The organism is Pirellulales bacterium, assembly GCA_035533075.1.
Taxonomy (GTDB): Bacteria; Planctomycetota; Planctomycetia; order Pirellulales; family JAICIG01; genus DASSFG01.
In genome coordinates this window covers 1-13872 of sequence record DATLUO010000073.1, presented here as the reverse complement: position 1 = coordinate 13872, position 13872 = coordinate 1, and the positions used below count along the sequence as shown (strand labels likewise).

The 13872-nt window shown below is 63.1% G+C and carries 9 protein-coding genes; all 9 read left to right on the top strand.

What is annotated here, in order from left to right; genetic code table 11:
* The first annotated feature begins 472 nt into the window (after positions 1 to 472).
* The 9 genes from VNH11_09870 to VNH11_09830 all read left to right on the top strand — a co-directional run bounded on the left by VNH11_09870 (position 473) and on the right by VNH11_09830 (position 13335).
* Positions 473 to 1714: a DUF1559 domain-containing protein gene (locus VNH11_09870; protein ID HVA46669.1), complete on the top strand. Its 1242-nt coding sequence runs from the start codon at positions 473 to 475 to the stop codon at positions 1712 to 1714.
* Positions 1715 to 1780: 66 nt separating this feature from the next.
* Complete coding sequence (locus tag VNH11_09865; GenBank protein ID HVA46668.1) at positions 1781 to 2350, top strand: hypothetical protein; 570 nt, start codon at positions 1781 to 1783, stop codon at positions 2348 to 2350.
* A gap of 7 nt (positions 2351 to 2357) precedes the next feature.
* On the top strand, positions 2358 to 3794 hold the full coding sequence (locus VNH11_09860; protein ID HVA46667.1) for a tetratricopeptide repeat protein: 1437 nt from the start codon (positions 2358 to 2360) through the stop codon (positions 3792 to 3794).
* Between the two features lie 8 nt (positions 3795 to 3802).
* On the top strand, positions 3803 to 4546 hold the full coding sequence (locus tag VNH11_09855; GenBank protein ID HVA46666.1) for a carboxypeptidase-like regulatory domain-containing protein: 744 nt from the start codon (positions 3803 to 3805) through the stop codon (positions 4544 to 4546).
* Positions 4547 to 4848: 302 nt separating this feature from the next.
* Positions 4849 to 6690, top strand: coding sequence for a CRTAC1 family protein (locus VNH11_09850; GenBank protein ID HVA46665.1), 1842 nt, complete (start codon positions 4849 to 4851; stop codon positions 6688 to 6690).
* Between the two features lie 137 nt (positions 6691 to 6827).
* Positions 6828 to 8441, top strand: a complete 1614-nt coding sequence (locus tag VNH11_09845) for an MBL fold metallo-hydrolase (GenBank protein ID HVA46664.1) — start codon at positions 6828 to 6830, stop codon at positions 8439 to 8441.
* Positions 8431 to 10083 carry an MBL fold metallo-hydrolase gene (locus tag VNH11_09840; GenBank protein ID HVA46663.1) on the top strand — a complete coding sequence of 551 codons (1653 nt, stop codon included), beginning with the start codon at positions 8431 to 8433 and terminating at the stop codon, positions 10081 to 10083. Before VNH11_09845 ends, VNH11_09840 begins: the two co-directional genes overlap by 11 nt.
* A 210-nt stretch (positions 10084 to 10293) precedes the next feature.
* Positions 10294 to 12144 carry a CRTAC1 family protein gene (locus VNH11_09835; protein HVA46662.1) on the top strand — a complete coding sequence of 617 codons (1851 nt, stop codon included), beginning with the start codon at positions 10294 to 10296 and terminating at the stop codon, positions 12142 to 12144.
* Between the two features lie 171 nt (positions 12145 to 12315).
* Positions 12316 to 13335 carry a hypothetical protein gene (locus VNH11_09830; protein HVA46661.1) on the top strand — a complete coding sequence of 340 codons (1020 nt, stop codon included), beginning with the start codon at positions 12316 to 12318 and terminating at the stop codon, positions 13333 to 13335.
* The last annotated feature ends 537 nt before the right edge of the window (positions 13336 to 13872 follow it).

Sequence of the window (13872 nt, the reverse complement as noted above, 5' to 3'; positions counted from 1 at the left end):
CATGGCTCCCCGGGGCATCGCGTAGGCTCTGCCCCAGCCACGACGTCTTTTCGCGGATGTAACGCCTCGTTATCGGCCGCGCAAAGTCTATCCTAGCGCGCGCGGGGGGCGAACTCAAGAGGGAGGCCGCGGGTTTCGGCGGGTTGCTCCTGGGCCGGTGAAAACTTGGCCTTTTGCATGGGTTGACGATGTTTTGCCTTAACGATCTGGCCAAGCTCTGCCCCAGCCACCGCTTTTCCTCGCGGCAAAACGTCTCATTCTCGGCCGCGTGAAATATAGCTCCTCTCCGCCGTACGGGGGGCCTGGGCGGGCAGAAAAAAACGGGCGGAGAAATAACATGGGGAGCTTGACTTCAAGAAACGCCGATCTATACTAAGGGGCGTATTGGGAACAGAGGCAGCCACCGCATCGGCGCCAGGCGTGCCGAGAGCTTGTAAGCTTTTTTTATTCTTCTCTTTAAGGAGTCGTATTCATGTCTCACCCGCAACGTCCAGCCAGACTGGCCTTCACGCTCGTGGAGTTGCTGGTCGTCATCGCCATCATCGGCATCTTGATCGCCTTGTTGTTGCCCGCCATTCAGGCCGCGCGCGAGGCCGCCCGCCGAACCACTTGCACGAACAACCTGAAGCAGCTCGGCCTCGCCTTCCAGAACTATCACGATGTCTGGAACCGCTTGCCCTATGGCTTCGGCGATTGGAGCGGCAATAGCAACAGCGGCAAAGCGCAAGACAATTTGCCGGCGCGCGGCACCCACATCACCACCATGTTGCCCTACCTGGAGCAGCAAGTCCTGTATAGTCAAATGCGGATGAACATCAACAACCCCGGCAATGCCGCCAACTATTCCGTGTCTAACGGGACGGGCCTTCCGCCCGACGTTGCCGATCAGCCGTTTAATCCGCCCAAGTACGGCACGGGCGATCCAACCGACCAGACGGCCGGCGTACCTCTTCGCCTTTCGGTAACGCAGTTGCCATCCCTTGTTTGCCCGAGCGATAGCACCTTTGAGCAAAACATCGGAGTCTCGTGGGGACCGACGAACGGCACTGCCGGCAACCGCAAGTATCAAAGTTATCAGGCCAACCTCGGCGCGTCGGCCCGAGGCAATAGCCCGATCACGCCGCTCGTCGGGCCGACCCCCTATCCGCTTGCAACCAGTATGGGGGGTTGGCAGGCGCAAAGTGTGCCCCTGGGGGCCTGGTTCGGCACCGGTATCGAGCGGAACGGCTGGTATCACAATGCGGGCGACGACCGTTGGATTTCGGGTCCGTTTGCCTGCGTGCAATGGGCGGCCCGCTTTCAGGACGTCAGCGACGGCACCACCAGCACCATCGGCTTTGGCGAAACACGGCCCTACTGCGAAGCGGCTCAAATTAAGGTCGACGGATGGATGGGCGCCAACAGCGGTGGGATGGGGTTCGCCACAACGGCGCCCATCAATTTGCCGACCTGCATCAATGAACCCGGCTATTTGCAAATGGTGAACCTGGGATATTTAACCAATATCGGCGATATCACTTGGATCAGCGGCTCAAATTGGACCGGGACGGGCGGACTGAAATCAAAGCATCCGGGCGGCGGCCAGGTGGTGATGCTAGACGGCTCCGTCCACTTTCTCTATGAAAACATGAACTACGACACCTACCAACGCTTGGGCGACCGCCGGGACGGCAACATGATCAGCGCGGGCGATTTTGGCGGCGCAACGAATTGAGCCGCTTTCAGGCGGTTTCATAGACCTGGCGTTTCATACAATTGGCTTTTCCTAGACTGGTGATTTATGACAACTCGTCTTCTTTCGTTCGTGACCGCCGCGACGCTGATGGCCGCGGCGGCAGGCTGCACAGAGGGCAGCAAGGTGAAAACGGTCCCCGTCACGGCGAAAGTGACCTTCGAGGGCGCGCCGTTGGAGGGCGCCACTGTGTCGTTTTTATTTGAGGCTGCAGCGGCGCAGACGGAGACAAAGCACACCGCCTTCGGCACCACCGACGCGCAGGGTGTTTGCAAGTTGACCACTATGGAGACCCCCACCAAGATGTACGAGGGCGTCGTGCCCGGCAAATACAGCGTGATCGTGACCAAGAGCGATGATTCGTCCGGACCGCTGGCCATGATCCAGAAGATGGACCCGACTCACAAGACGGAGCTTTCGGACGAGGACCGGGAGAAGGTCAGCTACGCACACGCGAGTGAGTCGGGGGGTAGCAACGACGCGTCCGAGGCGGCCAAGGCAGCGGCCCCGAAGGCGCTGCTTCCCGCGAAGTACGCCAACCCGGCGGAGTCGGGACTGACGGCGGAAGTGAAGGACGGCGGCCCCCAGGCATTCGACTTTCCTTTGACCAAGGAATAGCGGGCGAATGCACAGTTTCAAGGCTGAGGTCAAGAGTTCAGCGCCGCGGCGGCGGCGCTGGTTCGTGGTAGGTTGCCTGCTGCTGGCTTGTGCCGCCGGTCCCTGGGCCTGGCGGAGTTGGCGGTTTTTCTCGCACCTGCGGACGGCGCGCTATGCGCTGGCGGCGCTGCTGGCCGACAACGCGGTGTTCGAGTTGAACGACGCCGCAGCGCTCCGCCCCGACTCGGCCGAAGTGCAGTTCCTGTTGGGGGTGGCCAATCGTGAGGCGGGGCACATCGACGAGGTGCGCACCCACCTGGAACAGGCGATGAAGTTGGGCTGGCCCAAGAAGGAGGTCCGCTTCCAATTGACGCTGCTGGCGTTTCAGGCCGGCGACCGCGAGGCCGAATTGGAGCTGCGAAAAATGCTGCTGCGTCCGTTGCCCGATGATACGGCGCGGCAAATCTACACGTCGCTCACGCTGGGCTACTTGGCGGAATATCGCATGAGCGACGCGATGCTGGTGCTCGATTATTGGGTCCGTTGGCAGCCCCAACTCGCCTATCCCAGGTTGCTGCGCGCGGAGATTTTCGAGCTCACCCAACAAGCCCTCAAACAAGAGGAAGAATACCAAACGGTGCTGGAAATCGAACCGGCAAACTATGCCGCGCATCTGGGCCTGGGCCACGTGCTGCAGGCGAAGCACGACAGCAAACACGCGCTGGAGCACTTTCGCTTTTGTCACCAGCAGTGGTCCGCCGATCCGGCGGCCATGTCCGGCATCGCCGCGTGTCTGAAGCATGAGGGGAGGTTGGACGAAGCAAAGCAGGTTTTAACGGAAATGCTCGAAGCGAACCGGCTGCCTCCGCCGCAGAGGGCAGCCGCCTTATCGGCCCTGGCCGAGTTCGCCGAGCAACAGCAAGACTTGCCGCTGGCCGTCAAGCTGCTTGCCGAGGCGGTCGCCTTGGACGACCATAACTCGCAGTTGCACTATCGGCTCGGCGTGTGCCTGGCAAAGACCGGTCGAAAAAAAGAAGCGAAGCGTTCGACCGAACGCGCGCATGAGTTGGAGCAGCTCGCACAGCGGCAGTCGGAGTTGGAGCTGGATTTGGTGACTCGTCCGCAAGACGCGGAATTGCGCTATGAACTCGGCGAAGTGTTGCAAAAATCGGGCTACCCCAAGGCTTCGGCCGCCATGATGCTGTCGGCGCTGCGCTGGAATCCCTTGCACCCAGGCGCTCACCAGGCGCTGGTCAAGTATTACGAAGAGCTCGGCCGCGAGGACCTGGCCAAGATGCATCGCGCCGAGTTGGGGCAAGATCGACGGGGCCCTGAAGAAAGCGCGGCGGAGCGGGCGACTTCCACTGTGGCGCCCGGCACTGCGGCGCCCGGCACTGCGGCGCCCGGTTCCTCCTCGGTCACCGGCCTGATCGTTGACGACGCAAACCTGACAACGGACCACTGAGGGCAAGTATGTCTCAAGCCACGTTTCGCCGCCGCTGGGCCGCCTCGCTGCTGCCGGTTCTCTGCCTGGCCTGGGGCTGTTCGCCGCCGCCGCGCACGGTGGAGGTCGTCGGACGTGTCACGCACAACGGCCAGCCGGTGGAAGGGGCGCTGGTTGTCTTTCTGAACAAGCTTATCGACGACCAGACCGCCCACGGACTGACCGACGCCGATGGCCGTTACCACTTGACCACCTTCTTTTCCAGCAGCGACATGCCCCGCGGCGCCGTGCCGGACCGTGAGTACTCGGTTTACATGGAAAAGTACCACGAATACGACGGAACAACTGTGAACAAAAAGATGGCCGCCCTGGCCTCCGCGGGCGGCGACGTGAAGCGCTACATTCGCGAACAGGCGGTGTGGGACCTCTGGCCCGATGGCGTTCCGGAAGACTGGCCGCTCGATTATATCCCCGTCCTCGGCTTTCCGCAGCGCTATGTGATCGCTCAGGATCAGGAGTCGATGACCAAGATTGGGCGTCTTCAGAGGGGCATCCCCTTGCTGCCCCGGAAGTACCTCGATCCCGCCACGTCGGGCTTCACAGCCTACGTCGAGCGCCGCGACGAACCACAGGTGTTCGACTTCGAATTGACGGGTGAGGTTGAGGATCTCCGACTTCGCAAGAAGCCCAAGCGGGGTCTCCCCCTGGCGGCCGGGAAATCTCGGAGTGCCGAAGGCCGCGGGGCGTTCTCCGCCAGCGTCAGCGTTCCGTAGTGCGGCTTCCGGAGCAGGAGGTTCGCGATCGCGCTACGACCCCGCAGGAAGACTTGCATGGCGTCGTCGGTGTTTCGGGTGTTTCGCCTGACCCTTTCTCGTTCCAGTGTCGCAATCTATAATCAATCAGCGGAATGAGGAAGAGAGAATCCCGTTTCGCAATCGAGCCGGGGCTCCGCTAAATTCTAACCAGATTGTAATAGGACTGCCTGTAACATGAAGGACAAAACCGGTCCCTTAAACCAACGAGAAGCTTCGCCTGTCGCGAGAACTTCCGCAAATGAGACTCTGGGGAGCAGACGATGGGACGGTTGGGCCGCAGACCTTCGAAAGGGGTCAACATTCTTTCGGTGGCGTTCATCGCTTTCGCCGGCATGACGGCGGTTTGGCTGGTTCTCGCACGCGAACCGCAGCGCATATCCGGATTTCGTGACGTCGCCTCGCAGAACGGCATCGACTTTCGCATGTCGTTTTTGCCGCAAGAGCAGGGCGGGGAGTTCCGAGTCAACCTCTACGACCACGGCTGTGGCGTGGTGGTGGGCGATTACGATGGGGACGGCGCCGACGACGTTCTCTTCCTGAACCAACTCGGCGCCAACGGCCTGTACCGCAACCGCGGCGACGGAACGTTCGACAACGTCACGGACGAAGCGTGGCCGCTGGCGCTGGACGATCGCATCTGCGTCGGCGCCGCCTTCGGCGATTACGACAACGACGGAGATCAGGATCTTTACGTCACGAGCACTCGCGGAGGCAACGTCTTGTTCGAAAACGACGGCGCCGGCCGCTTTCGCGACGTAACCGGGCCGGCCGGCGTTTCGTTGGTTGCCCATTCGCAAACGCCCGCCTTCTTCGACTACGACAACGACGGTTATCTCGACCTGTTTGTGACCAATACCGCGCGCTGGACGATGGACGAATTTGACGCCCAGGCCCGCTACTTTCGGGGCCCGAGCGACCTGTGGCAACACGTCTATAATGTCCAAGACCGCGAGTCGAACATGCTGTTTCGCAACAACCGGGACGGCACCTTCAGCGACGCGACGGCCGCGGCGGGGCTATCGGGCAAGGGCTGGAGCGGCGATGTCGCGGCGTTCGATTTCGACGAAGACGGCGACCTCGATGTGCTGGTCACCAACATGTTCGGCGTCAGCCAACTCTACCGCAATGACGGGCGGGGCCACTTCGACGACGTGACTCGCGAGACGCTCCGCCGCACGTCGATGGGCGCCATCGGCGCCAAGGCGTTCGATTACAATAACGACGGCCGCCTCGACCTGTTCATCACCGACATGCATTCGGACATGTGGATTCTGCAAGACGAACCCGATCTGGTCGAACCGCAGAAGAAGTATCGATACCTCAACGGGCCGAGGGTCGATCTTCATCCCGAGAAAGTTGAGCAGGAAGCGATGTCGATGGAGCGTTTGCATCTCAATTACGATCTCGTGCTGTTTGGCAACAGCCTGTTTTGCAACGAGGGCGCGGGACGTTTCAGGGAGGTTTCCGACGCGGCGGGCGTGGAGACTTTCTGGCCCTGGGGCATCGCCGCCGGCGACTTTGACAACGACGGCGACCAAGACGTCTACCTTCCCTCGGGCATGGGCTATCCCTACTTTTACTACCCTTGCAGTCTGCTGCTCAATAACGGCAACGGCACGTTTGTGGACCGAGCGGCGGAAGAAGGCGTTGAGCCGCCTCGCGAGGGGCAATTCTTGAGCGAACTCATCTTTGCCCGCCAAGCCGCGCGCAGCTCCCGCTGCGCCGCGACGGCCGACTTCGACGGCGACGGTCGGGTCGATCTCATGGTCAACAACTTCAACGGCGTTCCCTACTATTTCAAGAACCAGTTCCCTCGGCGCCATTATGCCGCCATTCGATTGCGAGGGACGAGGAGCAACCGCGACGCCATCGGCGCGCTGGCCAAACTCCACTACCGCGGCGGAGTGATGGTCCGGCAGGTGGAATGCACGGGAGGTTATCTTTCGCAACCGTCGAAAACCTTGCACTTCGGCCTAGGCGACGTCACGTCGATCGACCGTGTGGAAATCCACTGGCCCAGCGGGATGCGGCAAGTGCTGATCTCCCCGGCCGTCGATCGCTTGCACGAAGTCATCGAGCCGGAGGGCGCCGCCGAAGAGTAGCGCCTTGCCGGCGCGGGCATAACAACCGGCTCCGTAGCCGGCGCGCCCACGGCGCGAAACGTCACCCTCTACGATCAGCCAAAACAATGCACCAGACAAGCGACCTACCGAGTCAGCAACGGTGGCGTTCAGGCGCCATGGTCATCGGTCTGCTGGCGTTCGGGGCGACGCTCGTGGCGATTGGGGTGGGCCTGTGGCGTCTGGGCACAGCAGGCGCCTCGCCCCTGCCCATTGCGAAACGCAACGTGCCGAAACTGGCGGGAACCGCCCGGCCACTGGCGCCGACGCCGGTGAGAATCGCCCAGTGCGTGTACCTCTTGGGCGATATGTGGCCCTCGGTCGTCTATGTCGTCGAAACGTCGGACGGCTTGGCGATAATCGACGCCGGCCTGGAGTCGGCCCACGATACGCTGCTGGCCGGAATGTCGACACTGGGTCTTGACATCGGCCGGCTTAAAATGATTCTGCTCACGCATTCGCACGGCGACCACGCCCTGGGCGCTCAACGGCTGCGCGACGAGACGGGCGCCAAAATCTACATCGGCCGCGAGGACGCGGGGCCGTTGCGTCGCGGTGCGCCTTGGGAGGCCATTTTTTCCAAGTTCGATATGGAGCGAGAAGCCCTTCACCCCACCACCGTCGACGGCGAGCTTGCCGATCGGCAGGTGCTGGAACTGGGCCAGGCGCGGTTTACCGTCGTGGCCACTCCCGGCCATACGCCGGGGAGCTGTTGTTTTTTGCTGGAAGTCGAGGGGCAACGGGCGCTCTTCGCGGGTGATACGATCATGACGCTCAGCGCGGACACGGGGACTTACGCAACGAAGTTGGCTCCCCGATATCGTGGCGAAGTCAACCGTTATCTTCGCTCGTTCGAGAAGCTGCGGCGGTTGCCGGCGCCCGATCTGGTTCTGCCGGGCCATCCCGGCTACGAACCGGCGCCCGCCGACCCGCGGCTCAGCGCGGCGCAATGGAACGCGCTGCTCCAGCGCGGCGTCGATGAGCTACGGCTTATCCGCCAACGATACGCGCGGGACGGTGCTGATTTCTTGGACGGCGGCGCGAAGCAGATTCTCGATGAGCTGTATTATTTGGGCGATTTCGAAGGCCAGGCAGCCTATGCCGTGCTTTCGGGCGGGCAGGCGCTGGTGTTTAACGGCGTGCGCGGGCAAGATGCCGCTCGACGGCTCGCGGCGGCCTGGCAAGCCCTGGGCCTGGCCGCGCCCGCCATCTCGGCGGTGGTCCTGACCTCATGTGAAGCGGAGAACTTGACGGGCCTGAAATCAGTGGTCGAAGGCGCCGGCTGCCGAGTGGTCGCTCCGCCGGAGGGCCTGGAAGCGGTGGCCCGGTTTTGCGAAGGCGCCAACGTTGTTTCCAGCGAAGAACTGTCGGCGCTGGGTTGGGAAGAGGTGCATTCCCTGCCGGTTGCCGGCGCCGGCGGGCCCCAGGCCGCCTACCATTTTTGCCGGGGCGAGACGGTCGCTTTGGTCAGCGGAAGCGTGCCGATCGATGCGGATTTCGACGAATTCGTCAAGCGCAGTCAACAAGGGCCGCCGACCGGCTGGGACGCGCGATTGCTGGCCGAGTCGCTTTCGCGACTGAAGAGCGTCATGCCCGATGTTTGGCTTTCCGCGGTCCCCTGGCGCGGACGCAACGCCAATCTCTATGATCGCGATTGGACGGACACGCTCACGATGAACTACCACCTGCTGCGGCACTGGCAGGCAGCGCCAGGCAAGCGATATGGTCAATGAGAAACGGTGGCATTTCGGTGCGATGATCATCGGCCTGCCGGTGATCGGGACGACCCTCCTGGGAATCGTCGCGCTGGTCCTATGGCGGCAGTTCGCGCCAGGTTTTTCCGCCGCGCCCGCGGCGGACCGCCCGCAGCCGGCTCCCCAGCCGATCGCCGAGTGCTTGGCGCGGGGGCCGGCCAAAATCGCCGAGGGCATCTATATCTTGGGCGACATGCGGCCTTCGGCCGTCTATGTCGTGGAGACGTCGGCCGGCCTGGCCATGATCGACAGCGGGCTGGAGTCGGCCCATGACCGGCTGCTGGCCGGACTGGCAAAACTGGACCTCGATCTTGGCCGGCTGAAAATGATCTTGCTCACGCACGCGCACGGCGACCACACGATGGGCGCTCAACGACTGCGCGACCTGACGGGAGCCAAGATCTACATCGGCCGCGACGACGCCGGCACGTTGCGCCGCGGAGGGCCGTGGGAGGCCATTTTTTCCAAGTTTGATATCGAGGGCGAAGCCCTGCATCCCACCGTCGTCGACGGCGAATTGGCCGACGGCCAAGTGCTCGAATTGGGCCAGGCGCGGTTCACCGTCTTGGCCACGCCGGGGCATACGCCGGGGAGTTGCTGTTTTCTGCTTCAGGCGGACGGGCAGCGGATGCTCTTCACGGGCGACACCATTTCGACGCTCACGGTTGCCTTGGGGACCTACTCGGCGCGTTTGCCCCCCCGCTATGGCGGTGACGCCCAACGTTATCTCCGCTCGTTCGAGACGCTGCGGCAGTTGCCTGCCCCCGACCTGGTTCTGCCCGGCCACCCTGACTCGGACCTGGCCGCTCCCGACCCGCGGCTCACGGCGGCGGAATGGAAATCGCTCGTCGATCGCGGCATCGACGAGCTGCGACTCGTCTGCCAGCGCTATGCGCGGGATGGAGCGGATTTTTTGGACGGCAGGCCCAAGGCGGTCCTCGACGGCCTCTACTACTTGGGCGATTTCGACGGTCGGGCCGCGTATGCGCTGGTGGAGAACGGGCGCGCACTGCTGTTCGACGGCGCGTGCGGCGAGGGCGCATCTCGACGACTGGCGTCCGCTTGGCAAACGTTGGGGATCCCCGCGCCCGCCGTTGCGGCGGTCGTGCTTACGTCGTGCGACACGGGGAACTTGGCCGGGCTGAAGGAAATGGTCGAGGGCACCGGCTGCCGCGTGGTCGCTCCGGCGGGCTGCCTTGAAGCGGTGGCGGCGTTTTGCCCGGAACGCGCCGCCGTCGTTGCCGCCGAGGAGTTGCCCGCCCTCGGTTGGAACAACCTGCGTGCCTGGCCGCTGGAGGGTCTCGGCACGCCGCAGGCGGCCTACTCATTTCGCCAGGGCGAGGCGCTGGTGCTGGTTAGCGGTCCGGCGCCGTTCGATACGGATGCGATCGCGGTCGCCCGGCTCGAACGTCAAGGCCCGCCGTTTGGTTGGGACGCGCGATTGCTGGCCAGCTCGCTGGAGCGACTGGCGGAAATCAAGCCCGACATCTGGCTTTCGGCGGTGCCGCTGCGCGGGCGGAACGCCAACCTTTACGACCGGGCCTGGGCCGATACGCTGAGGTGGAACGAGCAACTTCTTCGCCGCTGGCAAGCGGGGCGCCGCCCGGCAAGCGGCGGGTAACGCATCGCGCTCCGAAAGGGTTGATCGCCGTTGTCGCTCGGAGCGGTCCTTCGCTTGGAGGAAGCGGTCCGGTGGAGTAAAATACATGGTGCCGCGGCCGGCGGATTTTTTTGCCCGTCGGAAGCCCGTTTGTCTGTCCATCTCCACTCCCTCCGGCCAGCCAGGATGAATCAAAGACCCTCTCTTGTCGTCGTTGGACTCCTGCTTTTGGTGCCTGCGGCGTTGCTCATCGCCGCGCTCATTTCCTTTGGCGTCGGCCAAGGCGATCGGTCCTCTCCGGCCGCGGAGCAGGTTGAAGGCGTTGGCCATCCGCTGCCTGCGCGTCCTGCGCGAAAGCCCGGTTTTCGCGACGTTCTGCCCAAAAGCGGCATCGATTTCCGCATGCGGCAGCAATCGGCCGAGCAATTCAAGGTCAATTTGTACGACCACGGTTGCGGCGTGGCGGTCGCCGATTACGACGGCGACGGCAACGACGATGTTTTGTTTCTCAAGCAATTTGGCGACAACGGTTTGTACCGCAATCGCGGCGACGGCACGTTCTCCAAGGCCACCTCCGCGGCCGGCCCGTTGGCTCTCACCGACCGGATGTGCGTCGGTGCCGCGTTCGCCGATTACGATAACGACGGCGACCAGGACTTGTACGTCACGAGCACGCGCGGCGGCAACGTCCTGTTCAAAAACGAGGGAGGCGGGCGTTTCTCCGATGCGACCGAGCTGGCGGGCGTGGCGCTGGTGGCCCATTCACAAACCCCGGCTTTCTTCGACTACGACAATGACGGCTACTTGGACTTGTTCGTGACCAACACCGCGCGTTGGACCACCGATGAGTACGACGAGGTGGGCCGATATTATCCGGGGGCCGGCTTTATCTGGAAGCACGTGTTCAATCTCGGAGATCGCGAATTCAATGTCCTGTTTCGCAACAACCGCGACGGCACTTTCACCGACGTCACCGGCGAAGCCGGCCTGTCCGGCAAGGGGTGGAGCGGAGACGTGGCCGTGTTCGATTTTGACGAAGATGGTGACATCGATCTGCTGGTCACGAACATGTTCGGCACGAGCCAACTCTACCGCAACGACGGCCAGGGACACTTCGAAGACGTGACCGGCGAGACGCTGGGAAAAACGTCGATGGGCGGCATCGGCTCCAAGGCCTTCGATTTCAACAACGACGGCCGCCTCGATCTGTTCATCACCGACATGCACTCCGACATGTGGATCGGTTTCGACGACGTGCGTCTGGTGCAACCAAAAACGAAGTTTCGCAGCATCAAGGGACCGGACAAGGCACCCGAAACCCCGCAACGGGCCTATATGCGCACGCTGGAAAGGCGTTTCCGCGAGCAATTGGGCTTCGATTTTGACAACATCATCTACGGCAACACGCTGTTCCGCAACGACGGCGGGGGCAAGTTCGCCGAAGTATCCGACGCCGCGGGCCTGGAAACGTTCTGGCCCTGGGGCATCGCCGTCGGCGATTTCGACAACGACGGTTACGAAGATACCTTCGTTCCCTCGGGCATGGGCTATCCCTTCTTCTATTGGCCCAACTATCTGATGATGAACAATGGTGACGGAACCTTCCGCGACCGTGCGGCCGAGGAGGGAATCGAGCCGCCCCGCGAGGGCACGCTGTTGCCCGATCGCGTGCGGGACCGCGAGGCGCCGCGCAGCTCTCGTTGCGCGGCCACGGCCGATTTCAACGGTGACGGCCGGCTTGACTTGGTGGTCAACAACTTCAACGACCGCCCGTATTACTTTCAGAATCACTTTCCCGATCGGCACTACGTGTCCTTCCGGCTGCGCGGCGTGCGAAGCAACCGCGATGCGATCGGGGCGGTGGTCCGCTTGCAACTCGGCAAACAGACTCTGGTGCGGCAGGTGCAGTGCGCGGGCGGCTATCTCTCGCAATCGTCCAAGACGCTGCACTTCGGCCTGGGCGACGCCGAGCGGCTCGAGCGGGTCGAAATCCGCTGGCCCAGCGGCATCCGGCAGACGCTCGGTCCCCTGGAAGTCGACCGCATTCACGATGTGACGGAGTCTGACAGCGGCCAGCAATAGGTGATTGGTCCACGGATGGATGCAGCGGTAGGGTGGGACCAGCGAGCTTGCGAGCGCCGGCCCACCGATACCGGCGTCGTTTTCACGGTGGGCCGGCGCTCGCAAGCTCGCTGGTCCCACCCTACGAAGGTTTGCGCCTTCGATCAATGGACGGCTGACAGAGCAGTAGCTATGAGTGACTCTTTCGAGTGCCCGAAGTGCAAAGCCGCGTACACGCGAGAAAAGCGGCAGGTGGGCAAGGCCGTGATCTGCGCCTGCGGACACAAGTTCCTTGTTCCGCCCGCTTCGATCGAGGCTGCGGTGTCAGCCATTCCGCGGCGGCCGTCCGTCGAACGCCCGCCAGCGCCGGCAACTCAGCCCGGCACTCGGCGGCTCCGGCCCGCCCAGCCGACGTCGCGCACACGAAGGCCGAGTGATTCATCGGGCGAAGTGATTCCGATTCCCACGCGCGGGGTGAGGGAGCCGGCGCGTCCCGCCACTCCCTGGGCGGATCCCGTCGAGGCGGATGAGGCGGAACCCGTGATGGAGGCGGAGGTCGTTCATCCCGGAGCGCCGCTGGCCACGCCGCTCGATGCAGACGAACTGTTCGCGGCCGGCGGACCCTATGCTGAGGCGGAGGTTGCGCCAGCGGCGTATCAAGCAGCAGAGGTACGTGGCCGCCCGCGCCGTTTGCAGCCGGTCGCAGCGTCGAAGAAGGGTGAATCGAAAAGCGGATTGCTCTATGTTGTGTTCTTGGTGTTGCTGCCCGGCACGGTGGTCCTCGTGGCGCTGGGGATCGTCGCTTATCGATGGCTCGGCTCGCATCCGTCGGCGGCAGGCAACGGTGCCGGCTCTTCGCCCAACGCGGCAAGCACCGTCGAGGCTGCGCCAAATGAACCTGCGCCGTCGGGTCTCCAAGTCACCCTCTGGGACGCCAAGCAGCGCGCGGGCGGCGCGTTCAGCATCGAGTGCCGCGTCGATGGCGGCAGGCTCAATCCGTCAGGCGCGTACTTCTGGATCATCAACGGACCGTCGGGCAGAGTCGAATTCCCGATTCCCGGCGCGACCTGGGCCAAACAACGGCAGCAGCTTTCCGGCAAGGCGCAAGCCGCCGACGGCACGGAGCTGAACGGCCCGCTGACATGCTTTATCGAAGAGCAAGTCGGCAGCACGCGGCAAAAAATCTCCAACGAAGTGCCGGTCGGTAGATAAGGCTCGGGAGAAACCTCGTAGTGTGGGACTGGCCTGCGCAGAATCTCGGCTTGGCCCCGCCGAAGAACGATGTCATTTTTGTTCCGCCGGATGCCGCCCACCGCGAGACGCGCGCTCGTTGCCGAGACGAGGAAATCCGCGTGCGTTATCTGTAAAGCTTCGCCTAACCCGGTACGCAGGTGCCGTACACCAACCCGAAGCGCCAGCGAGGAACGTGAAAAAGAGGCAAAACCTCGCTTGCGCTTCGGGTTAGTGTGAAAATGGGAACGGGTTCGGCGAAGCTTTCCTGTACGTTATCTGTAAAGCTTTGCAGTTTAACGCTTTATGGCGATACTGACCGGCGGGCGCCCTGGTCACGCGGACACGGTGCGCAAAACAAAAGCGACACGCGCGTGTCGCTTTTGTTTTGCGCGAGGGCCTCATTTGGTCCCGGCCTTTGAGACGGCGCAGAACAAAGTCGCCGCGCGCGGCGCTTCTCATGTACGAGGGACTCGTTTTGATTCGTGGCCCGTTGCTCGTCGGCGCCGCGGGGTCGCG

What these genes read in the sequence shown, in the direction of transcription:
- VNH11_09870 (HVA46669.1), top strand. Translation starts at nt 473, where the DNA reads ATGTCTCACCCGCAACGTCCAGCCAGACTGGCCTTCACGCTCGTGGAG.
- VNH11_09865 (HVA46668.1), top strand. Translation starts at nt 1,781, where the DNA reads ATGACAACTCGTCTTCTTTCGTTCGTGACCGCCGCGACGCTGATGGCC.
- VNH11_09860 (HVA46667.1), top strand. Translation starts at nt 2,358, where the DNA reads ATGCACAGTTTCAAGGCTGAGGTCAAGAGTTCAGCGCCGCGGCGGCGG.
- VNH11_09855 (HVA46666.1), top strand. Translation starts at nt 3,803, where the DNA reads ATGTCTCAAGCCACGTTTCGCCGCCGCTGGGCCGCCTCGCTGCTGCCG.
- VNH11_09850 (HVA46665.1), top strand. Translation starts at nt 4,849, where the DNA reads ATGGGACGGTTGGGCCGCAGACCTTCGAAAGGGGTCAACATTCTTTCG.
- VNH11_09845 (HVA46664.1), top strand. Translation starts at nt 6,828, where the DNA reads ATGGTCATCGGTCTGCTGGCGTTCGGGGCGACGCTCGTGGCGATTGGG.
- VNH11_09840 (HVA46663.1), top strand. Translation starts at nt 8,431, where the DNA reads ATGGTCAATGAGAAACGGTGGCATTTCGGTGCGATGATCATCGGCCTG.
- VNH11_09830 (HVA46661.1), top strand. Translation starts at nt 12,316, where the DNA reads ATGAGTGACTCTTTCGAGTGCCCGAAGTGCAAAGCCGCGTACACGCGA.